Here is a 20,645-nt window from a genome sequence, read left to right as displayed (position 1 = left end):
TTGAATGGGTTCAAAGATTAACCCAATTGGTTTCCGTCTGGGTGTCAACCGCGACTGGGAAGCTAAATGGTACGCTGCAAGAGGCTACAAAGAAACTTTAAACGAAGACCTTCGCATCAGAAAGTTCCTCGATGAAAAGTTGAAGGATGCCTCCGTATCAACTGTAGAAATCGAACGTGCTGCAAACCGCGTTAACATCGCTATCCACACCGCTCGTCCTGGTATGGTTATCGGTAAGGGCGGCGCTGAAGTTGAAGCCTTGAACAAGGAAATCAACGCTTTGACTAACAAGCAAGTTCACATCAACATCGTTGAAATCAAGAAGCCTGATCTTGACGCCAAGCTCGTTGCTGACAGCATCGCTCGTCAACTTGAAGCTCGTATCGCATTCCGTCGTGCCAGCCGTCAAGCTGCACAACGTACTATGCGTGCTGGTGCCAAGGGTGTGAAGATTCAAACTGCCGGCCGTCTGAACGGTGCCGACATGGCTCGTCGTGAATGGCACACTGAAGGCAGTGTTCCACTTCATACTTTAAGAGCTGACATCGACTACGCATGGGTAAACGCATTTACTACCTATGGCGAAATCGGTGTTAAGGTTTGGATCAACCGTGGCGAAATTTTGCCAGGTCGCAAGAATCAACCTGCTAAGCGTTCAAAGGGAGGTAACAAGTAATGCCTTTAGTACCAAAGCGTGTAAAACACCGTCGTGAATTCCGTGGTAAGATGCGTGGTGCTGCCAAGGGTGGCAAGACCATCGCTTTCGGTGAATACGGTCTGCAAGCACAAGAATCTCACTGGATTACCAACCGTCAAATCGAAGCTGCCCGTGTCGCTATGACTCGTTACATGAAGCGTGGCGGTAAGGTTTGGATCAGAATCTTCCCTCAAAAGTCATACACTGCCAAGGGTGTTGGTGTACGTATGGGTTCCGGTAAAGGTGCACCAGCAGGTTGGGTAGCCGTAGTTAAGAGAGAAAAGATCTTGTTCGAAATTGGTGGCGTTTCAGAAGAAACTGCTCGTGAAGCTATGCGCCTCGCAGCAAGCAAGCTTCCAATCAAGTGCAAGTTCGTTAAGAAAGACCAGGAAGTAGGTGGCGCATCTAATGAAGACTAAGGAAATCAGAGCATTATCAGCTGATGAATTGTTGGCAAAGGAAAAGCAATACAAGGAAGAATTGTTCAACTTGCGTTTCCAACAAGCTACCGGTCAATTAGAAAACACCGCTCGCTTGAGCCAAGTCCGTAAGAACATCGCTCGTATCAAGACTGTATTGAGCGAAAAAGAATTAGAACAAAACTAGTGGAAGGGAGATACTAACTTGAGCGAATCAAATGAAAGAAACCGTCGCCACGTATACCAAGGCCGCGTTGTTTCAGACAAGATGGACAAGACTATCGTTGTTGTAGTTGACACCTACAAGAACCACCCTGTTTACAGCAAGCGTACTCGTTACTCAAAGAAGTTTTACGCTATGGACGAAAACAACGAAGCCAAGGTAGGCGACATTGTTCGTATCATGGAAACCCGTCCATTATCACGTACTAAGCGTTTCCGCTTGGTTGATATTGTAAAGAAATCTGTTTAATTTGCGGATTAGCTAAGGGAGGATTTAATAGTGATTCAAACTGAAAGCCGTTTGAAGGTAGCTGACAACTCCGGTGCACGTGAATTGCTGGTTATCCGCGTTATGGGCGGTTCCAAGCGCAAGACCGGTAACATCGGTGACATTGTTGTCGCAGCTGTTAAACAAGCAACGCCAGGTGGTGTTGTAAAGAAGGGTGACGTCGTTAAGGCCGTTATCGTTAGAACTAAGTCAGGCGCTCGCCGTGCTGATGGTTCATACATCAAGTTTGACGAAAACGCAGCTGTTATCATCAACGCTGACAAGAGCCCTCGTGGTACTCGTATTTTCGGGCCAGTTGCACGTGAACTCCGTGAAGGGGACTTCATGAAGATCGTTTCACTTGCCCCTGAAGTATTGTAAAAGGAGAGTTAAGCGAATGTTCGTAAAAACTGGTGACAAGGTAAAGGTAATTGCCGGCTCAGAAAAGGGCAAGGAAGGTACTGTACTTTCAGTAAACGTTAAGAAGAACCGCGTTGTCGTTAAGGGCGTTAACATGATCAAGAAGGCTACCAAGCCATCTGCTGCCAACGCTAACGGTGGCGTAGTTGAAACTGAAGGTTCAATTCACGCTTCCAACGTAAAAGTTATTGCTAAAGCTGAAAGCAACAAGGACTAATTTAGGGAAGGAGGACACTAATGGCTAATAGTTTTGCAACTAAATACAACGAAGAAATCGCTCCTGCATTGACTAAGAAGTTCAACTACACTTCAAGCATGCAAGTGCCAAAGATCGACAAGATCGTCTTGAACATGGGTGTTGGTGACGCCGTTGCCAACGCTAAGAACCTTGACGAAGCTGTTGAAGAATTGACTTTGATCTCAGGTCAAAAGCCTTTGATCACTAAGGCTAAGAAGTCAATCGCCAACTTCCGTTTGCGTGAAGGCATGTCTATCGGTGCTAAGGTAACTCTTAGAGGCGACAGAATGTACGACTTCTTGAACAAGCTGATCAACGTATCCCTTCCACGTGTTCGTGACTTCCGTGGTGTTTCAACTCGTTCATTTGACGGCCGTGGCAACTACACTTTGGGTATCAAGGAACAATTGATCTTCCCAGAAATCGACTTCGATAAGGTTAACCGTACCAGAGGTTTGGATATCGTTATCGTAACTACTGCTCAAACTGATGAAGAAGCTCGTGAACTTTTGACTCAATTTGGCATGCCATTTGCTAAGTAATTTGGAGGACATACATGGCTAAGACATCACAAAAGGTAAGAAATCACCGTCCTGCAAAGTTTTCTTCACGTGAATACACTCGCTGCGAACGTTGTGGTCGTCCACACTCAGTTTACCGCAAGTTTGGTTTGTGCCGCATTTGCTTGAAGGAATTGGGACACAAAGGCCAAATTCCTGGTCTTAAGAAGGCTAGCTGGTAAATCGGTAAGGAGGATAGCATAGATGGTATTGACTGACCCAATCGCAGACTTTTTGACTAGAATCAGAAACGCCAACATGGCTAAGCATGATTCAGTAGAAATCCCTGCATCAAACATTAAGAAGTCACTTGCGGAAATTCTTAAGCAAGAAGGCTTCATCAAGGATTACGAAGTAACTGAAGACGGCAAGCAAGGTGTGATCAAGGTCTTCTTGAAGTACGGTCCAAACGGCGAACGCGTTATCTCCGGTTTGAAGCGTATCTCAAAGCCAGGCTTGAGAAACTACGTATCAGCCGACAACCTGCCAAAGGTATTGAACGGCTTGGGTATTGCAATTGTCTCAACTTCAGCTGGTATCCTTACCGACAAGGAAGCTAGAGAAAAGCATATCGGTGGCGAAGTAATCGCCTACGTTTGGTAATTCTTGACAGGAAGGAGAAACTAGATGAGCCGTATTGGTTTAAAAGCAATTAAGGTCCCTGAAGGTGTCACTGTTACCAAGAATGGTGATGAAATTACTGTTAAGGGCCCAAAGGGTGAATTGACTAGAGAATTCGACCCACGTATCAAGTTTGAAGAAGTAGATGGTGAAATTCACTTCTCACGTTCAAACGAAAACGACAAGGCACTTCACGGTACTATGAGAGCCAACCTGGCTAACATGATCGAAGGTGTCGTTAAGGGCTACAAGAAGGACTTGAAGCTGATCGGTGTTGGTTACCGTGCAACTGTCAAGAACAACGTCTTGACTCTTAACGTTGGTTACTCACACCCAGTTGAAATGAAGGCCCCAGAAGGCGTTACTGTTTCTGCATCATCAGCAACTGACGTCTCCGTAGAAGGCATTTCAAAGCAAGTAGTCGGCCAATTTGCAGCTGAAATTCGTGCCGTACGTTCACCTGAACCATACAAGGGCAAGGGTATCCGCTACGTTGACGAATTCGTTCGCCGCAAGGAAGGTAAGACTGGTAAGTAATAGAAAATTTTGAGGTGAAATTGTGATTTCAAAACCAGATAAAAACAAGTTGCGCTTAAAGCGCCACGGACGTGTTCGCGGTAAGATTTCTGGTACTGCTGAGTGCCCACGCTTGAGTGTTTTCCGTTCAAACACTAACATCTACGCTCAATTGATTGATGACGTAGCGGGTGTCACGCTTGCAAGTGCCTCAACTTTAGATAAGTCAGTTTCAAAGGATGCAACCAAGGTAGAACAAGCTAAGCAAGTTGGCAAGGCCATTGCTGAAGCTGGTAAGGCCAAGGGCATCAGTGAAGTTGTATTCGACAGAGGTGGCTACATCTACCACGGTCGTGTAGAAGCTTTGGCTGACGCAGCTCGTGAAAACGGCTTGGAATTCTAGGAAAGGAGATTAACACATGGCAAACCGCAACGATTCAAGAAATCGTAGAAACAAGGACGACATCGAAGACCAATTGGTTGCTATCAACCGCATTACCAAGGTTGTCAAGGGTGGTCGCCGTCAAAGATTTGCTGCCTTAGTTGTCGTTGGTGACAAGAAGGGTCATGTTGGCTTCGGTACTGGTAAGGCTACTGAAGTTCCAGAAGCTATCCGCAAAGCAGTAGAAGCCGGCAAGAAGAACATGATCTTCGTTCCAACTGTTGGTACTACTATTCCTCACGAAGTAATTGGCCACTATGGCTCAGGTAACGTTATGCTTAAGCCTGCTGAAGCTGGTTCAGGTATTGCCGCTGGTGGTGCCGTACGTATCGTGATGGACATGGCTGGTGTCGGCGACGTTACTTCCAAGTCTTTGGGTTCAAACACTCCAATCAACGTAATTCGTGCCACTATTGACGGCCTGAAGAAGTTGAAGACTCGTGAAGATGTTCTTAAGCTTCGCGAAGGCGCAAAGAGCTTGCAAGATTAGGGAGATTATAGATGACAGATTTAAAGATTACTTTAACTAGAAGTGTTGCCCACCGTCTGCCTGAACAAAAAAAGGTTGTTAAAGCTCTTGGCTTAGGCAAGGTTAACAGTACTGTTGTCCAACCAGACAACGCTGCTACTCGTGGCGCGCTGATGAAAATTGCTCACTTAATTTCTGTAGAAGAAGTTAACGATTAAATCAAGGAGGGTCCAATTTAATGAAACTTAATGAATTACACCCATCCGAAGGTTCACGTCGCGCTAGAAAGCGTGTCGGCCGTGGTACTTCAAGTGGCTTCGGTAAGACTTCAGGTCGTGGTCAAAAGGGTCAACACGCTCGTTCAGGTGGCAACACTCGCTTGGGCTTTGAAGGTGGTCAAATGCCACTGTTCAGAACTATGCCTAAGCGTGGTTTCAAGAACATCAACCGCAAGGAATACGCTGTTGTAAACCTTGCAGACTTGAACAAGTTCGAAGAAGGCAGCGTAGTTGACTTTGCTGCTCTTAAGGAAAAGGGCTTGGTTAAGAAGCAATTGTCCGGCGTTAAGGTTCTGGGCAAGGGCGAATTGAACGTTAAGTTGACTGTAAAGGTTAACAAGGTTTCAGAAGCTGCTAAGAAGGCTATTGAAGCAGCTGGCGGCACTGTAGAGGTGATCTAATGTTTTCAACCTTGAAGAACGCCTTCAAGGATAAGGAAATTAGAAATAAGCTTTTCTATACTTTGTTTATCCTTGTACTTTACCGCATCGGTGCCAACATCACCGTACCGGGGATAAATGCCAAATCATTGACGCAAGTCGCCAACACGGGGCTTGTTTCAGTACTTGATACTGTTTCTGGTGGTGGCTTGGACAACTACTCAATCTTCTCATTGGGGGTTTCGCCATACATCACCGCGCAAATCGTCATTCAACTGCTGCAAATGGACATTGTGCCGACGCTGGTTGAATGGGGCAAGCAAGGGGAAGTCGGCCGGCGGAAGACCAACCAGGTCACCCGCTACCTGACCCTGGTGGTTGCCTTTGTGCAAAGTGTCGGGATTACCTTGGGCTTTAACGCCCTGTCTAGTTTCGGGCTCGTTAAGACCCAAAACTGGCAAACCTATGTTGAAATCGGGATTATCATGACGGCCGGGACTTTCCTGTTGACTTGGCTTGGCGATGAAATCACTGATAAAGGCTTAGGCAATGGCGTTTCAGTGATTATCTTCGCGGGGATTATTGCTCGTCTGCCAGGCGGACTTTACGAAGTCTGGAAAGACCAAGTAATCAATAACTCAGCGAGTGATCGCTGGCAAGGGATTGCGTTCTTCGTTGCGCTTATTGTCGCAATTTTATTGGTAACGAAATTCGTTACCTGGGTTGAACAAGCTGATCGTCGGATTCCGATTCAATATACGAGAAGAGCGACGAAAAGCGGATCAGAAAGTTTTCTACCATTAAAGGTTAACGTCTCTGGCGTTATTCCAGTTATCTTCGCCAGTTCATTCATCGTTACGCCAGCCACGATTCTGATGGCTTTCCAAGGCAAGTACGGTGATGCCAATTGGTACCACGTCTTATCGACTATCTTTAGCTTGCAGACGACTCCGGGTGCAATCATCTACACCCTTCTCATTATCTTATTTACTTTCTTCTACGCCTTCGTTCAGGTAAATCCTGAGAAGCTAGCAGAAAACTTAACTAAACAGGGTGCATATATTCCTAGCGTGTGGCCAGGCAAGGACACTGAGAAATATATGTCACAGATGCTGCTCAAGCTTTCAACAGTTGGGTCCGTCTATCTGGGTTTGGTAGCTTTGCTTCCACAGCTTGCTACCAACATCTGGGACCTGCCAAGTTCAATTGGCTTAGGTGGGACCAGCCTGTTGATCGTTGTCGGGGTCGTTCTGGAATTGTCACGCCAAATCGACGGTTTGTTGATGAAACGTGAATATACCGGTTTTATTAGATAGGTGAAAAATAAAAATGATTAATTTAATTCTTCTCGGTCTGCCAGGTGCAGGCAAGGGTACTGCTTCTGAACAAATTGTTGACAAGTATCACATTGCGCACATTTCCACAGGTGATATGTTTAGAGAGGCGATGGCCAACAAGACTCCAGTAGGCTTGGAAGCCAAGTCTTACATCGACAAAGGCAATTTGGTTCCAGACGAAGTTACCGCAAAGCTTGTTGAAGAACGTCTTGGTCAAGACGACACTAAGAATGGTTTCATTCTTGACGGCTTCCCAAGAACGACCAAGCAGGCAGAGCTCCTTGAAGAGATTACTGCTCGCTTGAACAAGCCTTTGACTAACGTCATTTCAATTGATGTCAAGGAAGAAACTTTAATCGATCGTTTATCTGCCCGGTTCATGTGCAAGAATTGTGGCGCAACTTACAATAAGTTTTCAAAGAAGCCTAAGGTCGAAGGTACCTGCGATCGCTGTGGTGGTCACGAGTTCTATCAACGTGAAGACGACAAGCCTGAAGTTGTTAAGAACCGGCTGGAAGTTAACGAAAAGATGAACGCTCCATTGAAGGAGTTCTATGACAAGAAGGGCTTGCTTTACACTGTTAATGGTGAGCAAGCACCTGAAAAAGTATTTGCAGACATCGACGAGGTTCTCTCAAAGAACTAAGCTGCGTAGTTAGTTTGCAAATTTTTTCGAACGTGTTATAATTTCGAAGTATGACTGTTTTGATTGCGGAGGGGCAACTTTGGCAAAAGATGATGTCATTGAAGTAGAAGGTAAGGTAGTTGATACCTTACCTAATGCTATGTTTAAGGTCGAATTGGAAAATGGCGCCACGATTCTGGCCCATGTTTCAGGCAAGATCCGGATGCACTACATCCGGATTCTGCCTGGGGACCGGGTAACTGTGGAGCTTTCTCCATACGACCTGACTAAAGGTAGAATTACGTATCGTTTTATTAAATAATAACGGAGGCAAACATGAAGGTTAGACCATCTGTTAAACCAATGTGCGAACATTGCAAGGTTATTAAGAGACATGGTCGTGTTATGGTTATTTGCCCTGCAAATCCAAAGCACAAGCAACGTCAAGGTTAATTTTCAAGATATAGGAGGTGCATCTAATGGCACGTATCGCTGGTGTTGACTTACCAAGAGATAAAAGAATCGTTGTCGCTCTGACTTACATTTTCGGTATCGGCGACCACACTGCAAAGGAAATTTGCGAAAACGCAGGCGTATCTGAAGACGTCCGGACTAAGGACCTTACTCCAGAACAACAAGAAAAGCTGCGTACTGAAGTAGACAAGTACCGTGTTGAAGGTGACTTGCGTCGTGAAATCAACATGAACATCAAGCGTCTTGTTGATATTGGCTCATACCGTGGCATCCGTCACCGTCGTGGTCTTCCTGTTCGCGGTCAAAACACTAAGAACAACGCACGTACTCGCAAGGGTTCCAAGAAGAGCCGTTAATTAAAATTACTATAAGGAGGTTTATAGATGCCTGCAAAGAAAACTGCTCGTAAGCGTCGCGTGAAGAAGAACGTCGAAACTGGCGTTGCTCACATTCACTCAACGTTTAACAACACTTTAGTTATGATTACTGACGTTCAAGGTAACGCCGTTGCCTGGTCTTCAGCTGGTGCTTTGGGCTTCAAGGGTAGCCGTAAGTCTACTCCATTCGCAGCTCAAATGGCTGCTGAAGCTGCTGCTAAGAACGCAATCGCTCAAGGCATGCACCACGTAGAAGTATCAGTTAAGGGTCCAGGTTCTGGTCGTGAATCAGCAATCCGTGCTCTGCAAGCCGCTGGTCTGGAAATCACTGCTATCCGTGACGTTACTCCAGTTCCTCACAACGGTTCTAGACCACCAAAGCGTCGTCGTGTTTAATAAAATCTTACTTTGAGACGTGCGTTTTGAAAGGGGCCCAGTAATGATTGAATTTAAAAAGCCAAATATTACCGTCGTGGATCAAGAAGACAGTTACGGTAAGTTTGTTGTTGAACCGCTGGAGCGTGGGTTCGGTACAACTTTGGGGAATTCCCTCCGTCGCGTTTTGTTGACCTCTGTTCCTGGGACTGGTTTAGTGAAGGTCAAGATTGATGGTGTTTTACACGAATTCACTACTGTTCCTGGCGTAAAGGAAGACGTAACCAAGATCATCTTGAATCTGAAGAAGCTTGAATTGAAGGCTCACACTGATGAAACCAAGACGATCGAACTTGACGTTGAAGGTCCAGCAACGGTAACTGCTGAGGATTTGAAGGCTGACGCCGATGTCGACGTTCTCAATCCGGACCAATACATTTGTACCATTGCTCAAGGTGGCCACCTGCACATGTGGATTGACGTGCGCAACGGCCGTGGTTACGTTCCAGCAAGTGAAAACAAGACTGCTGACATGTCAATCGGCGACATTGCAGTTGACTCACTCTTCTCACCAATCGACAAGGTCAACTACCAAGTTGAATCAACTCGGGTTGGCAAGAGAGAAGACTTTGACAAGCTTACTCTTGAAATTTGGACAAATGGTTCAATCGCTCCGAATGACGCCCTCAACTTTGCCGCTCGTGTCCTTGTAGAACACTTCAAGGCCTTTGAATCAGCTGATGCTGCTTCAGAAATTGGCGAAGTTATGGTTGAACAAGAGAACGACCAAAAGGAAAAGAAGCTCGAGATGACGATCGAAGATCTCGACCTCTCAGTTCGTTCTTACAACTGCTTGAAGCGTGCCGGCATTAACACTCTGCAAGACCTGACCAGCAAGTCAGAGGCAGAAATGATGCGCGTACGTAACTTGGGACGTAAATCATTGGAAGAAGTTAAGAATAAATTAGCAGACCTGGGTCTTTCACTTCGTCAAGAAGACTAGTCTGTAATAAGGAGGCACAATTAATGTCATACCGTAAATTAGGTTGGGACAGTAGTCAAAGAAAAGCTATGCTCCGTGAAATGACTACCCAATTGATTATCAACGAACGCATCGTCACTACCGAAGCTCGCGCTAAGGAAGTACGTCGCACTGCAGAAAAGATGATCACTTTGGGCAAGCGCGGTGACCTGGCTGCTAGAAGAAAGGCTGCTGCATTCGTACGCAACGAAATCGCTGATATCCACGAAGAAGGCGACGAAGTAGTTGTTAAGTCAGCTCTTCAAAAGCTCTTCACTGATGTTGCTCCTCGCTACAAGGACCGCAACGGTGGTTACACCCGTATCTTGAAGCTGGCTATGCCACGCAAGGGTGACGCAGCTCCAATGGTAGTTTTGGAATTGGTTTAATTTAGTTAAACATAACTGCCAAACTTAATACTTTTTAAGAATTATTCATGAAAGTGAGAATAAGCGCGATGATGATGGGCTTCGGCCTTAGTCTAGCTTAGATGGTTCAATATCATCCCTCTTCATGGATGATTTTTTTTTGCTTTTTTTATACAATGGAGGGTAAACGTTATAAATACAGGTGGTGACATCATGAGTGCAGAGAAAGACAACATTATTGCTTTTGAACACGTAACTTTTACCTATCCAGACGCGCCGCGCCCGGCTGTCGATGACCTCAGCTTTGCGATCAAGAAGGGGGCCTGGACGGCTTTGATTGGCCACAATGGCTCGGGCAAGTCTACAGTGTCGAAATTGATCAACGGGCTTTTAGCACCAGACGACATGGACCGGTCCAAGATCGTCGTTGATGGGATCAAGCTGGCCCAGGAAACGGTCTGGGACGTGCGCGAACAGGTTGGGATCGTCTTTCAGAACCCTGACAACCAGTTTGTCGGGGCGACCGTGGCTGATGACGTGGCCTTTGGCTTGGAAAACCGAGCAACGCCCCGGTCAGAAATGGTCAAAATCGTCGCTCAGGCGGTTTCTGACGTTGGCATGGCTGATTATGCCGGAGCAGAGCCCAGCAACCTCTCAGGGGGGCAGAAACAGCGCGTAGCGATCGCTGGCATCTTAGCCATCAAGCCCAAGGTTATTATTTTGGATGAAGCGACCTCCATGCTGGACCCGGAAGGCAAGCAGCAGATCCTGGATTTGGTCAAGCGGATCAAGGACGAAAACGATTTGACGGTGATTTCCATTACCCATGATATCGATGAGGCCTCTTTAGCTGACCAAGTCCTGGTCATGGATGACGGCAAGCTGATTGATCAGGGGACGCCAGAGCATATTTTTGCCCAGGTTGACCTCTTGGAGCGGATTGGCCTGGATATTCCGTTCACTTTTAGGTTAAAGCAGCTCCTGCATGAGCGGGGAATTGACCTGCCGCGGGACGCTGACAAAGAAGACGAGTTGGTTCAAGAAATATGTCAATTAAATTCGAAAATGTAAGCTATGTCTACAACCCCGGCTCGCCTTTGGAGTCCCTGGGGCTGGACGATGTGAACTTCACCTTGCGTGAAGGTGATTTTATTGCCTTGATTGGCCATACCGGGAGCGGAAAGTCCACCTTAATGCAGCACTTTAATGCTCTGCTCAAGCCCAGCAATGGGAAAATTTCCATTGCGGGCTATGAGATTACGCCAGAGACTGGCAACAAGGGGCTGAAGGGGCTGCGCCGCAAGGTCAGCCTGGTCTTTCAGTTTCCAGAAGCCCAGTTGTTTGAGAACACCGTGTTGAGCGATGTTGAATTTGGGCCTAAGAATTTCGGCTTTTCAGCTGAAGAAGCTGAGCGGGTGGCTAGAAAGTGGCTCAAGCAAGTCGGACTGCCTGAAGATGTGGCCGAGAAGTCGCCATTTGACCTTTCGGGTGGGCAGATGCGCCGGGTCGCGATTGCGGGCGTCATGGCCTATGAGCCCGACATCATCTGTCTGGATGAGCCCGCGGCCGGCTTGGATCCCAAGGGTCGCATTGAAATGATGCGGCTGTTTAAGGACTACCAAAAGCAGGGGCATACCGTAATCTTGGTCACCCACAACATGGATGACGTGGCCGATTACGCCGATGACGTGCTGGTGATGGAGCATGGCAAGCTGATTGCCCATGACACTCCACAGGCCGTTTTTAAGGACCGTGACTGGCTTAAGCACCATCACCTTGATGAACCGCACCCAAGCCGCTTCGCGGCCAAATTGGCGGCTTCTGGCTGCAAATTGGCGGGCAACCCCTTGACGATGACGGAATTGGCGGATGCGATTGCCCAGCGGGTGAAGGAGGCAGCAGAATGAGCAAGATAATTATCGGCCGCTACCTGCCAGGGACCAGCTTCATGTACAAGGTTGATCCCCGGGCCAAGATGCTGGTGACTTTTTACTTCATCTTGATGATCTTTTTGGCCAATAACTGGCAAAGCTATCTGGTCATCACGGTCTTTGGTCTGATGACGGTTGTCGCCACGGGCTTGAAGCCCAAGGTCTTCTGGGATGGGGTCAAGCCAATGATCTGGCTGATCATCTTTACCTCGCTTTTGCAGACCTTTTTCATGGCTGGCGGCAAGATCTACTGGCATTGGTGGGTCTTTGCCATCTCAAGCGAAGGTCTGATCAACGGCCTGTATGTCTTTATCCGCTTTACCTTGATCATTGTCGTTTCAACGGTGATGACGGTCACGACCAAGCCACTGGAAATCGCGGACGCGATGGAGTGGATCATGGCCCCGCTCAAGCTGTTCAAGGTCAACGTGGGCATGATCAGCTTGGTGATCTCGATCGCCTTGAGATTTGTGCCAACTTTGTTTGACCAGACCATGAAGATCATGAATGCCCAGAGATCGCGGGGAGCCGACTTTAACGACGGCAATTTGGTGCAAAGGGCCAAGTCGGTCGTTCCAATGCTGGTGCCGCTGTTCATCGATTCTCTGGAAGTAGCTCTGGATCTGTCTACGGCGATGGAGTCGCGCGGCTATAAGGGCAGCGAAGGCAGAAGCCGCTACCGGGTTCTGAAGTGGTCCAAGGCAGACTTGGTGCCTTTGGCATACTGTGTAATTTTGACGGCCTTAATGGTGATTGTGAGAATCCACTGATGACGAATAGTTCGAATAAAGATAGCAAGAACAAGCAAGAACAAGTGCAGACGACCAGGTATAAGCTGAAATTGACCTACGACGGTCACCTTTTTCATGGCTTCCAGTCCCAGCCCAATCAGCGGACGATTCAAGGGACGGTTGAAGAAATTCTCAAACGGATGACCAAGGGCAAAGAGGTTACGGTCTATGGATCGGGCAGAACCGATGCCGGAGTCCATTCGGTCGGGCAGGTAATTCACTTTGATTACCCGGGAAATAAAATTCCCCCGCAGAACATGATCAAGGCGCTGAATTCCCAATTGCCAATGGACATGGTTTTCACTGAGTGCGAGATTGTGGACCAGGACTTCCATGCCCGCTTCTCGGTTAAGGGCAAGTGGTACCGCTACCGGGTGTCGCTGGACCGGTTTGTCAATCCCTTCAAGCGCTTTTACACAGGCCATTACCCTTACAAAGTAGACTTGCAGCGGATGCAGGAAGCAGCCAAGGACCTGCTGGGGCGCCATGACTTTACCAGTTTCGCGGCCAGTGGCGGGCAGATCGAGGACAAGGTCCGGGACATGTACTACGTGAATGTCCAATACGACGAAAAAGAAAATGAGATAATTTTTGATTTCATCGCGACCGGATTCCTGTATAATATGGTACGCATCTTGGTGGCAGCCCTGCTGGAAATCGGCAACGGCCGCCGGCCTGTACATGACCTGGTACGGGTGATTGCGGCCAAGAACCGGTTGGAAGTCCAACAAACCGCGCAGGCCAGCGGCCTGTACCTATACCATGTCTTTTATGACGAGGTTCCAAGAAAATATCGGCTGGACCTTGATTTTTAATTGACATTTCAATATTTAGGTCATATGATATAAGAGTATGTTTGTCCACGATAGGCCCCGTAATCTTATTGTATTCAAACTGCGAATAAACGGAGGAATTTAAATTGCGTACTACACCATTAGCAAAAACTAGTGAAATTGAACGTAAGTGGTATCTGATCGACGCTACTGATGTTGCATTGGGCCGTCTTTCAAGTGCCGTAGCAACCATTCTTAGAGGTAAGAACAAGGCTCAATTTACCCCAAACGTTGACACTGGTGACAACGTCATCATCGTTAACGCTTCAAAGCTGAAGCTTACCGGTAAGAAGGCTACTGACAAGATCTACTACCACCACTCAGAATGGCGTGGCGGTCTGAAGGCTGTGTCAGCAGGCGAATTGCTTGCAAACAACCCTGTTAAGTTGGTTGAAATGTCAGTTAAGGGCATGCTTCCAAAGAACACTCTTGGCCACCAAGAATTCTTGAAGCTTCACGTATACGCTGGTGAAGACCACAAGCACGAAGCACAAAAGCCTGAAAAGTTAGACATTAACGATTTAATCTAGGAGGTAGTTTAAATGGCACAACAAGCTGCATATGCAGGCACTGGTCGTCGTAAGGACGCCGTAGCTCGCGTTCGTTTAGTACCAGGTGATGGTAAGATCACTGTTAACAACAAGGACGTTGCTGACTACATTCCATTGCCAATCTTGGTTAAGGACCTTAAGCAACCTTTGACTCTGACTGAAACTGAAGGCCAATACGACGTTATCGTTAACGTTAATGGTGGTGGTTTCTCAGGTCAAGCCGGCGCGATCCGTCATGGTATCGCACGTGCCCTTCTCGAAGTAGACCCAGACTTCCGTGGTCCACTGAAGAAGGCTGGCTTCTTGACTCGTGACCCAAGAATGAAGGAAAGAAAGAAGCCAGGTCTGAAGAAGGCCCGCAAGGCTTCACAATTCTCAAAGCGTTAATCTTTCGATTGCGTTTTGCCTTCAAAAAGCATGTTCTGCAAGGAATGTGCTTTTTTTGTTGCAAAAAATTGAATAGCAAGAAAAAAGACTATTTCCTGGGAAATAGTCTTTTTACATGATCAATTTTAAGCAGTGGGGGAGACAGCTAATCGTTACCGTCTGGTTCTTCCGTGTTACCTCGCCATCGGTATGGACCCAATCGGTAAGAAGGCGAATTTTACTTTACTAAAATCCTCAATTGCGTTGACCACGCCGCTGATGGTGCCATCTCCGCCAGCGGCAACCAGGGTGACTTCTACTTTTTGCTCAAATTACTTGATGAAGTTGCGGATACAGCCGGGCCTAGCCGAAAAACAGGTAAAGTAGGGCTTGTGGGCTGCTTCTAAGGCTGCTTCTAGCTTTTTAATAATGAGGTTGTCGTTTTGCCCGGATTGGCAATAATAAAATACATCTTCTTAACCTCACCCGAAATTAATCCAATGTATTTATTATAACGTATTTTGTTTTCTTGATTATTTTTTGACGTGCTTTTTCGCTTGACGGATCAAGTAGACGCCGAGGATGATGACCATGATGGCACCCAAAATGTTGGTGGCGGTGTCGTTGTAGTAGTCCCCAAAGTGGCCGTCTTCGCCAGCAGAATTAAGGATGGCGTCAAGGCCCATCAGGATGAAGAAGGCCCCGCTCCAGGTCAAGACGTGCTTGTTGAGAGTCAGGGTTGGGAAAAGCTCTTCCCAGATGAACTTGTCTTCTTGCTTGTCAAATTCCTCGTCAGGGCAGGAAATCAGGTTGCGGGCGTGGAAGAAGGAAAAGAACCAAACCAAGAGGGCAAAGATCATGAAGAGGGTGGGCAGGCTGATCAAGGTTGGGATGATCAAGACCGTGAAGAAGACCAGCATTAAGCTGAAGCCGCTCTTCATGAAGCCCATGTACATCTCAGTGGCTCCGGGGATGAATGAGGTGAAAAATTCTAAAACTTCGCTTTTTTTACGGTGACTAAAGTGCATTGTTACTTACTTCTTTCTGTTTTTACTTTTTCATCTGGCAGATCGATGCGGGTGCTGTTCAGCTTTTTAGTGAACTGATTTTGCTTGGCAATCTGCGAGATCTTGTCTGATTCCAAAAATTCAAGGCTATTTTGCCAGTTCTTTGGCAGGAACTGCCCAGCTAAGAGCAAGAGGCAGGCGGCCGCACAGGCGGCGATGACCTGGACTTTGATCCGCTGATAGCGGGCTAAGCTGATGGTCTTCTTGGCTGTTTTTTCTTTTATCTTTTCAGTTTCGATTTCTTTAGTCTGGGCCAGGACCTGGTCAGCCAGGTCAGGGGGCGGCGCGACTAAATCCCTTTCGGCTGCGTTAATCAACTCGGCCAATTCACTATCAGTCAGATAGGCGAATTCTGCTTGTTTTTCATTATCTTTCTCTTCCTTTTTTTCTAGTTGACTCTCTTTCATCAGGGCTGCCTCCTTTCCAGCTGATTTTTTAATAGTTCTCTTGCCCGGTAAATATGAGTCTGGACGGTTTTAAGCGGTTTTTCAAGCTCTTTGGCAATTTCCTTGGTCTTTTTCCCCATTAAAAAGTAGAGCTCAGCATCGCCTTTAAGCGAGTCTGGCAACTTTTTAACCGCCTCCTGGAGCTCCTCCATTAGCTCCTGGTTCAAGACCTGGTCTAGGGGCGTTTGCCTGTCTGCTGGCTCAGCCACTTGGTCAAGATCCGCAGCAGGCTTTTGCTTTCTGAGATAGTCAATTGCCTTATTGCTGGCGATCCGGCAGAGCCAGGCCTTTTCGTTTTGCCCGTCAAATTGACTCCATTTTTGATAGGCAGTTAAAAAGGTTTCCTGGGTCAGACCGTCAGCCGCAAAGTAGTCATGCGTGATTTTTAAGCAAAGAGAAAATACCAGCTTTTGGTAAAGCTTTATAAGCCGTGCCAGGTTTTCTTGATCGTTAATTTTCTTTCGCCTCCTCCTGCTACTGAATATAACGGAAATAGTTGCCAAATGTCTTCAACTTTTTCCAAAAAATAGACCAAATTTTTGCTGAATTTTCCCTGTTAAAAAGGGTTCAGTCTAAAAGCTTGTTCACGAGATTAAAAATGCCCTGCAATCGTTAAACGTCTATGCTTAACAATTACAGGGCATTTTCATGACCAGATATTCAAAAATTGGGATGGCAGGTAAATCACCTAATCGCTCAGCTTACCTGAGTATTAATTCTCGCGCAGCTGGCTTCGCTGGTTGGCGAAATTAAGCCCGCAATGAGCTTTAAAGTCGTGCTTTTGCCGCTGTCGGGAGGGCCGGTCAAAGTAACATAGTCTCCAGTTTCCACAAAAGTATTCCTCCTCTAAATAAGCATTTTAAGCACCCGCGGCAGGCATTTCACGCTGACCTCGCTGCTCTTGCGGGCGACTTCGCCGTCCGTGTGCACCCATAGGGGCTGGTCCAGCTTAATCTGCATTTTATGGAAGGGGCCATGGTGGACGCCTTTAAACTGGTAGTACTTGCCCAAGTAGGCTGCTGGAAACTTTGGCAGCATTTGTGGCAGATTCAAGTCGCCAATCGCGGCCAGGTTCAAGCAGCCATTTTCAGCGGAAGCATCTGGAGCAAATTTGAAGCCGCCTCCTTCATAAGGGGTATTCATGCAGGCGGCGAAGATCAGCTTATTGATGTGGATCACCTGCTGGTCATCTAAGACGATTCTGGCCTTGCAGGAGGGAATTGTGGCTAGTTCTCTTAAGGCAATCGCCCCATAAGTCAGCTTGCCCTGATTGAACCGGTTGAAAAAGTTCTTGAACTTGGACTCGTTGACCTCATGACAGACCGCGGCGTCAAAGCCCAAGCCGCAGGAGACCGCGAACCGCCTGCTTAGTCCGCTGCGATCATAGGTCAGTTCTCCCAGGTCAATTTTGCGGGTGACCTGGCCAGCCACGATTTTTTGGAGATTCTCCTCCTGGCTGGGATCCTTGTTGATGTCTTTGATGCCCAGTCCCCTGGCCAGGTCGTTGCTGGAACCGATTGGCAGGAAGGCGAAGCTGACCCGGTTGAAGTCCTCAATAGCGTTGATAACGCTGTTGATTGTTCCATCGCCGCCTATCGCTACTAGCTTGATCTCGCCAGTCCCCCGGTCCATGCTCTTAATGAATTTCTTGACATAAGCCGGCCGGGCGTTGAAACAGGTAAAATATGGCTGCTGCCTGGCCTTCAGGGCGCTTTCCAGCTTCTGGAGGAGATGATTGTCCTGCTGGCCTGACTGGGCGGCGGGATTGGCGATGATAAAGTACATGCGCTGCCTTCTTCCTTTTCGATAGATTTAACCAATAATTGGCACTATCTAGTTTACGCCAATTGCGCCGGCAATGGTAAGCGGCAGGCAGCTATAAATGGAGCTCTTGCAGCAGAAGAGGCACGGAGCTATAATTCCAAATGTTGGTATCTCTTGGATGCTCAAGTTGCATTTACCAGTAAATTTTTGAGGTGGCATCATGGTTCCAAATAGTTTGCTGATCAGCGTTTTCGCGTCGGGATTGCTTCTGGGCTTTATTTTGACCGCGCCTTTCGCACCGAAAATACAAAAGATTAAAGATTTTTTCCGTTACCGGATTGGCTATTGGAACATGTTGATCCCGATCGGGATTATCATCGGCACCAATGCGGCTGCTTATAGCATGCTGAAGATCGCTGGACTGGCTCTTTTAGGTCCCTTTGACTTGATCTTTATTGGCGCGACGATTGCTGACTATTTGCGAGACCGCAAATTGAATTATAAGAATCGCGGCAAGGACGATTAACCTTTCTGCAACAGACAAAGTTTTTTGTTTTTATTTGAAGGCACTAGTGAAAACTAGTGCCTTTTTTGTCTATTATTTCTATTTTTGTATGCAATTTAGTGATGGATTTCTAATTGCTTCAAAAAAATTGCTGATAAGTCTTGCATATCTGGTACGATTAAAATATAATTAGTCTCAAATTAGAAATCTAAGCAAGGGTTTCTAAGATTAAACCGGACCCTGCCAAGGGATGGTCCGTGGGAAGCAGCATTGCTTGGCAGGATCTGGTCGATTGTTATTTATGTTATAGATACAGGAGGACACAGCTATCGCGTAAACAACTTTTCGATCTAATCTGCACACACCTAACATTACATTTGCTGAAGCTGAAGCTCACAGTCATCAACTCTGATGCCTGTGGGCTTTTCTTCTTCCACAGGTGGAAAAAGCTGCTAGCCGGCGTGCTAAAATAAAACTAGCACTTGTGGAAAAAGGGGGATTTTCAATGAAAAAAGGGGACAAGCTGATCGACTGGGCCATGGAGCTGCAGGCCATTGGCCAAACCGGCGAGGCTTATTCAAAGGATGTTTTTGATACTGAGCGCTACCAGCGGATCCGGGAGATCGCGGCCGAGATGTTGGCCGCAAAGAGTGGGCTTGACTATGAGCAAGTCAAAGGGCTCTTTTGCAATGAAATCGGCTATCAAACGCCCAAAATCGCCACTAGAGCGGCAATTTTCAAGGATGACAAGATCTTGATGGTGCAAGAGAAGGAGGGACACTGGTCCCTTCCAGGCGGCTGGTGCGACGTTGACCAGTCTCCGGCCGACAATGCCGTCAAAGAGGCCAAGGAAGAGTCTGGTTTGGATATCAAAGTTACGGGCGTGATTGCCATCCAAGACCATTTTAAGCACCACGGTTCCATCCATCCTTATGGAATTGCCGACATCTATTACATGTGCCAGCCGCTTGGCGGAGAATTTAAGGCAAACATCGAAACAACCCAGGCGGGCTGGTTTGGAGAAGATGAATTGCCAAACGTAGCAGAAAACAAGAACTCCACTGATCAAATCAAGATGTGCTTCGCGGCGCGCCGGGATCCCGACTGGAAGACCTTGTTTGACTGATAAAAAACGTTCACTTGTACGGTGAACGTTTTTTGCAATTAATTCATTTTTTAGTCAGGGATTTTCTTGCGGCCAGCCAGATCAGGGCAACGGCGAGAATGGAGAAGATTGCTCCAAAATATGGCGTTTGGCCAATTGACGTGATGCCAGCCACCCGGGCGGCAGTGAAGGAGCCCAAAGAAATCCCAACATTGGCGAAAATAGAGTTGAAGCTGGAGGCCAGGTCAATGGACTGGGGATAATCCTTGGCCGCGGCATCCAGAAAGTAGACCTGGGTAGAGGCACCATAGCTGGCATTGCAGACGCAGATCAGGAAGACCGCCGCGAAAGCGAGCCAAGGAGATCTAAACAGGGGATTAAGGATCAAGAGCAGCAGCGTTTGCAGCAAAAAGACTCAAGGCAAGGGCTGAATGCCTCCGTGATCAGCCAATACTCCGCCGCTCTTGTTGCCGATGATGAAGGCCATGCCTAGGAGAAGCAGCAGCAGGTTCAGCAGGCTGGGTGAAAAATGCATATAGTCGGTAATAAGCGAGCGGATATAGGTGTTAACTACTAGTCTCAAAATACGTAGCTAAAATGTGCTAACGTATTTAGATGGTGGTATAATAGACTTATCCTAATAGAAAGGACGAGTCTATTTTTTATGTCTAAAGTCTACAAGCCCCATGAAGCTGCTAAAGTCTTGGGTGTTTCAGTAAGCACGCTGCAGCGCTGGGATCGTGAAGGAAGATTTCATGCTTTCAGAAACGTAGCCAACAGACGCTACTATACTGAAGAACAGCTAAACAGACTTCTCGGAGTACCAGATCAGCGGAAGAACGTTGCCTATGCACGTGTCTCTTCGCAAGGACAGAAAAACAATCTGAAAAATCAGATGGATTTTATTACCCAGTACTGCAACGCCAAAGGAGTCATCCTCGATGAGCGAATCAGCGATATTGGGAGTGGCCTTAACTATCGCCGCCCTAAATGGAATAGGCTTCTGCAGGACGTGGAAGACAAGAAAATTGCCAAAATCTTTATCACGTACAAAGACCGCTTCACTCGTTTTGGCTTTGACTGGTTTGAAGATTTCTGTCAAAGACACGGAACTGAGATCGTAATTCTTAACAATCCAGATACCAGTCCGGATCAAGAACTGGTTGAGGATCTGATGAG

The 20,645-nt window shown here is 47.1% G+C and carries 39 protein-coding genes; 31 read left to right on the top strand and 8 right to left on the bottom strand.

The genetic code is table 11. The features are described from left to right. The first annotated feature begins 4 nt into the window (after positions 1-4). From rpsC to rpsI, 28 genes are all read left to right on the top strand, one after another. Entirely contained in the window at positions 5-676 is a 672-nt protein-coding gene (gene rpsC / locus OCH80_RS03640; RefSeq protein ID WP_154546840.1) for a 30S ribosomal protein S3, read from the top strand. Then, a complete protein-coding gene (gene rplP / locus OCH80_RS03635) occupies positions 676-1,116 on the top strand; it encodes a 50S ribosomal protein L16 (RefSeq protein ID WP_154546841.1) in 441 nt (146 codons plus the stop codon). Before rpsC ends, rplP begins: the two co-directional genes overlap by 1 nt. Beyond that, the gene (gene rpmC, locus OCH80_RS03630; RefSeq protein ID WP_154546842.1) at positions 1,106-1,303 is read left to right on the top strand and encodes a 50S ribosomal protein L29; all 198 of its coding nucleotides are present in this window, start codon (positions 1,106-1,108) and stop codon (positions 1,301-1,303) included. The genes rplP and rpmC overlap by 11 nt, the downstream gene beginning before the upstream one ends. Positions 1,304-1,321: 18 nt before the next feature. Then, positions 1,322-1,588, top strand: a complete 267-nt coding sequence (gene rpsQ / locus OCH80_RS03625) for a 30S ribosomal protein S17 (RefSeq protein WP_154546843.1) — start codon at positions 1,322-1,324, stop codon at positions 1,586-1,588. Between the two features lie 30 nt (positions 1,589-1,618). After that, positions 1,619-1,987, top strand: a complete 369-nt coding sequence (gene rplN / locus OCH80_RS03620) for a 50S ribosomal protein L14 (protein ID WP_206987766.1) — start codon at positions 1,619-1,621, stop codon at positions 1,985-1,987. A gap of 16 nt (positions 1,988-2,003) precedes the next feature. Then, positions 2,004-2,243, top strand: a complete 240-nt coding sequence (rplX, locus tag OCH80_RS03615) for a 50S ribosomal protein L24 (protein ID WP_154546844.1) — start codon at positions 2,004-2,006, stop codon at positions 2,241-2,243. 20 nt (positions 2,244-2,263) lie between these two features. Next, a complete protein-coding gene (gene rplE / locus OCH80_RS03610) occupies positions 2,264-2,806 on the top strand; it encodes a 50S ribosomal protein L5 (protein ID WP_154546845.1) in 543 nt (180 codons plus the stop codon). 14 nt (positions 2,807-2,820) lie between these two features. Then, positions 2,821-3,006, top strand: coding sequence for a type Z 30S ribosomal protein S14 (locus tag OCH80_RS03605; protein WP_002878192.1), 186 nt, complete (start codon positions 2,821-2,823; stop codon positions 3,004-3,006). Between the two features lie 22 nt (positions 3,007-3,028). Beyond that, positions 3,029-3,427, top strand: coding sequence for a 30S ribosomal protein S8 (gene rpsH, locus OCH80_RS03600; protein ID WP_154546846.1), 399 nt, complete (start codon positions 3,029-3,031; stop codon positions 3,425-3,427). A gap of 24 nt (positions 3,428-3,451) precedes the next feature. Then, the gene (rplF, locus tag OCH80_RS03595; RefSeq protein WP_302187757.1) at positions 3,452-3,982 is read left to right on the top strand and encodes a 50S ribosomal protein L6; all 531 of its coding nucleotides are present in this window, start codon (positions 3,452-3,454) and stop codon (positions 3,980-3,982) included. 22 nt (positions 3,983-4,004) lie between these two features. Then, positions 4,005-4,364 carry a 50S ribosomal protein L18 gene (gene rplR, locus OCH80_RS03590; RefSeq protein ID WP_404537948.1) on the top strand — a complete coding sequence of 120 codons (360 nt, stop codon included), beginning with the start codon at positions 4,005-4,007 and terminating at the stop codon, positions 4,362-4,364. A gap of 16 nt (positions 4,365-4,380) precedes the next feature. Beyond that, positions 4,381-4,893: a 30S ribosomal protein S5 gene (gene rpsE / locus OCH80_RS03585; RefSeq protein ID WP_404537947.1), complete on the top strand. Its 513-nt coding sequence runs from the start codon at positions 4,381-4,383 to the stop codon at positions 4,891-4,893. A gap of 11 nt (positions 4,894-4,904) precedes the next feature. Beyond that, positions 4,905-5,090 (top strand): 50S ribosomal protein L30, encoded by a 186-nt coding sequence (gene rpmD, locus OCH80_RS03580; RefSeq protein ID WP_154546849.1) that lies wholly within the window; start codon positions 4,905-4,907, stop codon positions 5,088-5,090. A 20-nt stretch (positions 5,091-5,110) separates the two neighbouring features. After that, positions 5,111-5,551: a 50S ribosomal protein L15 gene (gene rplO / locus OCH80_RS03575; protein ID WP_154546850.1), complete on the top strand. Its 441-nt coding sequence runs from the start codon at positions 5,111-5,113 to the stop codon at positions 5,549-5,551. Further along, positions 5,551-6,846 (top strand): preprotein translocase subunit SecY, encoded by a 1,296-nt coding sequence (secY, locus tag OCH80_RS03570; RefSeq protein ID WP_302187755.1) that lies wholly within the window; start codon positions 5,551-5,553, stop codon positions 6,844-6,846. The genes rplO and secY overlap by 1 nt, the downstream gene beginning before the upstream one ends. A 13-nt stretch (positions 6,847-6,859) precedes the next feature. After that, positions 6,860-7,513, top strand: a complete 654-nt coding sequence (locus tag OCH80_RS03565) for an adenylate kinase (RefSeq protein WP_154546852.1) — start codon at positions 6,860-6,862, stop codon at positions 7,511-7,513. A 79-nt stretch (positions 7,514-7,592) separates the two neighbouring features. Then, entirely contained in the window at positions 7,593-7,814 is a 222-nt protein-coding gene (infA, locus tag OCH80_RS03560) for a translation initiation factor IF-1 (protein ID WP_002878178.1), read from the top strand. Between the two features lie 14 nt (positions 7,815-7,828). Then, complete coding sequence (gene rpmJ, locus OCH80_RS03555; RefSeq protein WP_002878160.1) at positions 7,829-7,945, top strand: 50S ribosomal protein L36; 117 nt, start codon at positions 7,829-7,831, stop codon at positions 7,943-7,945. A gap of 26 nt (positions 7,946-7,971) precedes the next feature. Continuing rightward, positions 7,972-8,322 (top strand): 30S ribosomal protein S13, encoded by a 351-nt coding sequence (gene rpsM / locus OCH80_RS03550; RefSeq protein ID WP_154546853.1) that lies wholly within the window; start codon positions 7,972-7,974, stop codon positions 8,320-8,322. Between the two features lie 27 nt (positions 8,323-8,349). Then, complete coding sequence (gene rpsK, locus OCH80_RS03545; protein WP_154546854.1) at positions 8,350-8,739, top strand: 30S ribosomal protein S11; 390 nt, start codon at positions 8,350-8,352, stop codon at positions 8,737-8,739. Between the two features lie 43 nt (positions 8,740-8,782). Beyond that, on the top strand, positions 8,783-9,721 hold the full coding sequence (locus OCH80_RS03540) for a DNA-directed RNA polymerase subunit alpha (RefSeq protein ID WP_154546855.1): 939 nt from the start codon (positions 8,783-8,785) through the stop codon (positions 9,719-9,721). Positions 9,722-9,744: 23 nt separating this feature from the next. Further along, on the top strand, positions 9,745-10,128 hold the full coding sequence (rplQ, locus tag OCH80_RS03535) for a 50S ribosomal protein L17 (RefSeq protein WP_154546856.1): 384 nt from the start codon (positions 9,745-9,747) through the stop codon (positions 10,126-10,128). A gap of 192 nt (positions 10,129-10,320) precedes the next feature. Continuing rightward, positions 10,321-11,178, top strand: coding sequence for an energy-coupling factor ABC transporter ATP-binding protein (locus OCH80_RS03530; protein WP_404537941.1), 858 nt, complete (start codon positions 10,321-10,323; stop codon positions 11,176-11,178). Continuing rightward, entirely contained in the window at positions 11,154-12,014 is an 861-nt protein-coding gene (locus OCH80_RS03525) for an energy-coupling factor transporter ATPase (RefSeq protein WP_404537939.1), read from the top strand. Before OCH80_RS03530 ends, OCH80_RS03525 begins: the two co-directional genes overlap by 25 nt. Then, positions 12,011-12,808: an energy-coupling factor transporter transmembrane component T family protein gene (locus tag OCH80_RS03520; RefSeq protein WP_404537937.1), complete on the top strand. Its 798-nt coding sequence runs from the start codon at positions 12,011-12,013 to the stop codon at positions 12,806-12,808. Before OCH80_RS03525 ends, OCH80_RS03520 begins: the two co-directional genes overlap by 4 nt. Beyond that, positions 12,808-13,644, top strand: coding sequence for a tRNA pseudouridine(38-40) synthase TruA (gene truA, locus OCH80_RS03515; protein WP_206987757.1), 837 nt, complete (start codon positions 12,808-12,810; stop codon positions 13,642-13,644). Before OCH80_RS03520 ends, truA begins: the two co-directional genes overlap by 1 nt. A 104-nt stretch (positions 13,645-13,748) precedes the next feature. After that, the gene (gene rplM / locus OCH80_RS03510; RefSeq protein WP_154546861.1) at positions 13,749-14,192 is read left to right on the top strand and encodes a 50S ribosomal protein L13; all 444 of its coding nucleotides are present in this window, start codon (positions 13,749-13,751) and stop codon (positions 14,190-14,192) included. A gap of 12 nt (positions 14,193-14,204) precedes the next feature. Next, complete coding sequence (gene rpsI / locus OCH80_RS03505; RefSeq protein WP_154546862.1) at positions 14,205-14,600, top strand: 30S ribosomal protein S9; 396 nt, start codon at positions 14,205-14,207, stop codon at positions 14,598-14,600. 173 nt (positions 14,601-14,773) lie between these two features. On the opposite strand, the gene OCH80_RS03500 is transcribed toward rpsI, so the two are convergent. The 6 genes from OCH80_RS03500 to OCH80_RS03475 form a co-directional block, all read right to left on the bottom strand. Next, a complete protein-coding gene (locus OCH80_RS03500; protein WP_404538087.1) occupies positions 14,774-14,851 on the bottom strand; it encodes a hypothetical protein in 78 nt (25 codons plus the stop codon). Positions 14,852-15,112: 261 nt separating this feature from the next. Further along, complete coding sequence (locus OCH80_RS03495; RefSeq protein ID WP_404537934.1) at positions 15,113-15,607, bottom strand: hypothetical protein; 495 nt, start codon at positions 15,605-15,607, stop codon at positions 15,113-15,115. Positions 15,608-15,609: 2 nt separating this feature from the next. Continuing rightward, positions 15,610-16,053, bottom strand: a complete 444-nt coding sequence (locus OCH80_RS03490; protein ID WP_404537932.1) for a hypothetical protein — start codon at positions 16,051-16,053, stop codon at positions 15,610-15,612. After that, positions 16,053-16,595, bottom strand: coding sequence for an RNA polymerase sigma factor (locus tag OCH80_RS03485; RefSeq protein WP_404537930.1), 543 nt, complete (start codon positions 16,593-16,595; stop codon positions 16,053-16,055). Before OCH80_RS03485 ends, OCH80_RS03490 begins: the two co-directional genes overlap by 1 nt. A 193-nt stretch (positions 16,596-16,788) precedes the next feature. Next, entirely contained in the window at positions 16,789-16,923 is a 135-nt protein-coding gene (locus tag OCH80_RS03480; RefSeq protein WP_404537928.1) for an ATP-binding cassette domain-containing protein, read from the bottom strand. A gap of 15 nt (positions 16,924-16,938) precedes the next feature. Beyond that, the gene (locus tag OCH80_RS03475) at positions 16,939-17,877 is read right to left on the bottom strand and encodes a diacylglycerol/lipid kinase family protein (protein ID WP_404537926.1); all 939 of its coding nucleotides are present in this window, start codon (positions 17,875-17,877) and stop codon (positions 16,939-16,941) included. A 199-nt stretch (positions 17,878-18,076) separates the two neighbouring features. On the opposite strand from OCH80_RS03475, the gene OCH80_RS03470 reads away from it, so the two are divergent. After that, positions 18,077-18,382 carry a hypothetical protein gene (locus OCH80_RS03470; RefSeq protein ID WP_404537924.1) on the top strand — a complete coding sequence of 102 codons (306 nt, stop codon included), beginning with the start codon at positions 18,077-18,079 and terminating at the stop codon, positions 18,380-18,382. A gap of 484 nt (positions 18,383-18,866) precedes the next feature. Continuing rightward, positions 18,867-19,487 carry an NUDIX hydrolase N-terminal domain-containing protein gene (locus OCH80_RS03465; protein WP_404537922.1) on the top strand — a complete coding sequence of 207 codons (621 nt, stop codon included), beginning with the start codon at positions 18,867-18,869 and terminating at the stop codon, positions 19,485-19,487. A gap of 43 nt (positions 19,488-19,530) precedes the next feature. On the opposite strand, the gene OCH80_RS03460 is transcribed toward OCH80_RS03465, so the two are convergent. Beyond that, complete coding sequence (locus tag OCH80_RS03460; protein ID WP_404537920.1) at positions 19,531-19,875, bottom strand: hypothetical protein; 345 nt, start codon at positions 19,873-19,875, stop codon at positions 19,531-19,533. A 6-nt stretch (positions 19,876-19,881) separates the two neighbouring features. Beyond that, positions 19,882-20,049: a hypothetical protein gene (locus tag OCH80_RS03455; protein WP_404537918.1), complete on the bottom strand. Its 168-nt coding sequence runs from the start codon at positions 20,047-20,049 to the stop codon at positions 19,882-19,884. A gap of 81 nt (positions 20,050-20,130) precedes the next feature. Here OCH80_RS03455 and OCH80_RS03450 point away from each other — a divergent pair. After that, a partial coding sequence (locus OCH80_RS03450) for an IS607 family transposase (RefSeq protein ID WP_404537916.1) occupies positions 20,131-20,645 on the top strand: 515 nt, incomplete at its 3' end.

Origin of the sequence: Lactobacillus sp. 23-2, from assembly GCF_044902225.1 — a bacterium.
Classification (GTDB): domain Bacteria; phylum Bacillota; class Bacilli; order Lactobacillales; family Lactobacillaceae; genus Lactobacillus; species Lactobacillus absianus.
Note: the sequence above shows the minus strand (reverse complement) of the source record. Positions and strands in the feature narration are given on the sequence as shown.

Coding starts and splice junctions, on each gene's coding strand:
- rpsC (WP_154546840.1), top strand. CDS start 5: ATGGGTTCAAAGATTAACCCAATTGGTTTCCGTCTGGGTGTCAACCGC.
- rplP (WP_154546841.1), top strand. CDS start 676: ATGCCTTTAGTACCAAAGCGTGTAAAACACCGTCGTGAATTCCGTGGT.
- rpmC (WP_154546842.1), top strand. CDS start 1,106: ATGAAGACTAAGGAAATCAGAGCATTATCAGCTGATGAATTGTTGGCA.
- rplX (WP_154546844.1), top strand. CDS start 2,004: ATGTTCGTAAAAACTGGTGACAAGGTAAAGGTAATTGCCGGCTCAGAA.
- rplE (WP_154546845.1), top strand. CDS start 2,264: ATGGCTAATAGTTTTGCAACTAAATACAACGAAGAAATCGCTCCTGCA.
- OCH80_RS03605 (WP_002878192.1), top strand. CDS start 2,821: ATGGCTAAGACATCACAAAAGGTAAGAAATCACCGTCCTGCAAAGTTT.
- rpsH (WP_154546846.1), top strand. CDS start 3,029: ATGGTATTGACTGACCCAATCGCAGACTTTTTGACTAGAATCAGAAAC.
- rplF (WP_302187757.1), top strand. CDS start 3,452: ATGAGCCGTATTGGTTTAAAAGCAATTAAGGTCCCTGAAGGTGTCACT.
- rpsE (WP_404537947.1), top strand. CDS start 4,381: ATGGCAAACCGCAACGATTCAAGAAATCGTAGAAACAAGGACGACATC.
- rpmD (WP_154546849.1), top strand. CDS start 4,905: ATGACAGATTTAAAGATTACTTTAACTAGAAGTGTTGCCCACCGTCTG.
- rplO (WP_154546850.1), top strand. CDS start 5,111: ATGAAACTTAATGAATTACACCCATCCGAAGGTTCACGTCGCGCTAGA.
- secY (WP_302187755.1), top strand. CDS start 5,551: ATGTTTTCAACCTTGAAGAACGCCTTCAAGGATAAGGAAATTAGAAAT.
- OCH80_RS03565 (WP_154546852.1), top strand. CDS start 6,860: ATGATTAATTTAATTCTTCTCGGTCTGCCAGGTGCAGGCAAGGGTACT.
- rpmJ (WP_002878160.1), top strand. CDS start 7,829: ATGAAGGTTAGACCATCTGTTAAACCAATGTGCGAACATTGCAAGGTT.
- rpsM (WP_154546853.1), top strand. CDS start 7,972: ATGGCACGTATCGCTGGTGTTGACTTACCAAGAGATAAAAGAATCGTT.
- rpsK (WP_154546854.1), top strand. CDS start 8,350: ATGCCTGCAAAGAAAACTGCTCGTAAGCGTCGCGTGAAGAAGAACGTC.
- OCH80_RS03540 (WP_154546855.1), top strand. CDS start 8,783: ATGATTGAATTTAAAAAGCCAAATATTACCGTCGTGGATCAAGAAGAC.
- rplQ (WP_154546856.1), top strand. CDS start 9,745: ATGTCATACCGTAAATTAGGTTGGGACAGTAGTCAAAGAAAAGCTATG.
- OCH80_RS03530 (WP_404537941.1), top strand. CDS start 10,321: ATGAGTGCAGAGAAAGACAACATTATTGCTTTTGAACACGTAACTTTT.
- OCH80_RS03525 (WP_404537939.1), top strand. CDS start 11,154: ATGTCAATTAAATTCGAAAATGTAAGCTATGTCTACAACCCCGGCTCG.
- OCH80_RS03520 (WP_404537937.1), top strand. CDS start 12,011: ATGAGCAAGATAATTATCGGCCGCTACCTGCCAGGGACCAGCTTCATG.
- truA (WP_206987757.1), top strand. CDS start 12,808: ATGACGAATAGTTCGAATAAAGATAGCAAGAACAAGCAAGAACAAGTG.
- rpsI (WP_154546862.1), top strand. CDS start 14,205: ATGGCACAACAAGCTGCATATGCAGGCACTGGTCGTCGTAAGGACGCC.
- OCH80_RS03495 (WP_404537934.1), bottom strand. CDS start 15,607: ATGCACTTTAGTCACCGTAAAAAAAGCGAAGTTTTAGAATTTTTCACC.
- OCH80_RS03490 (WP_404537932.1), bottom strand. CDS start 16,053: ATGAAAGAGAGTCAACTAGAAAAAAAGGAAGAGAAAGATAATGAAAAA.
- OCH80_RS03475 (WP_404537926.1), bottom strand. CDS start 17,877: ATGTACTTTATCATCGCCAATCCCGCCGCCCAGTCAGGCCAGCAGGAC.
- OCH80_RS03470 (WP_404537924.1), top strand. CDS start 18,077: ATGGTTCCAAATAGTTTGCTGATCAGCGTTTTCGCGTCGGGATTGCTT.
- OCH80_RS03465 (WP_404537922.1), top strand. CDS start 18,867: ATGAAAAAAGGGGACAAGCTGATCGACTGGGCCATGGAGCTGCAGGCC.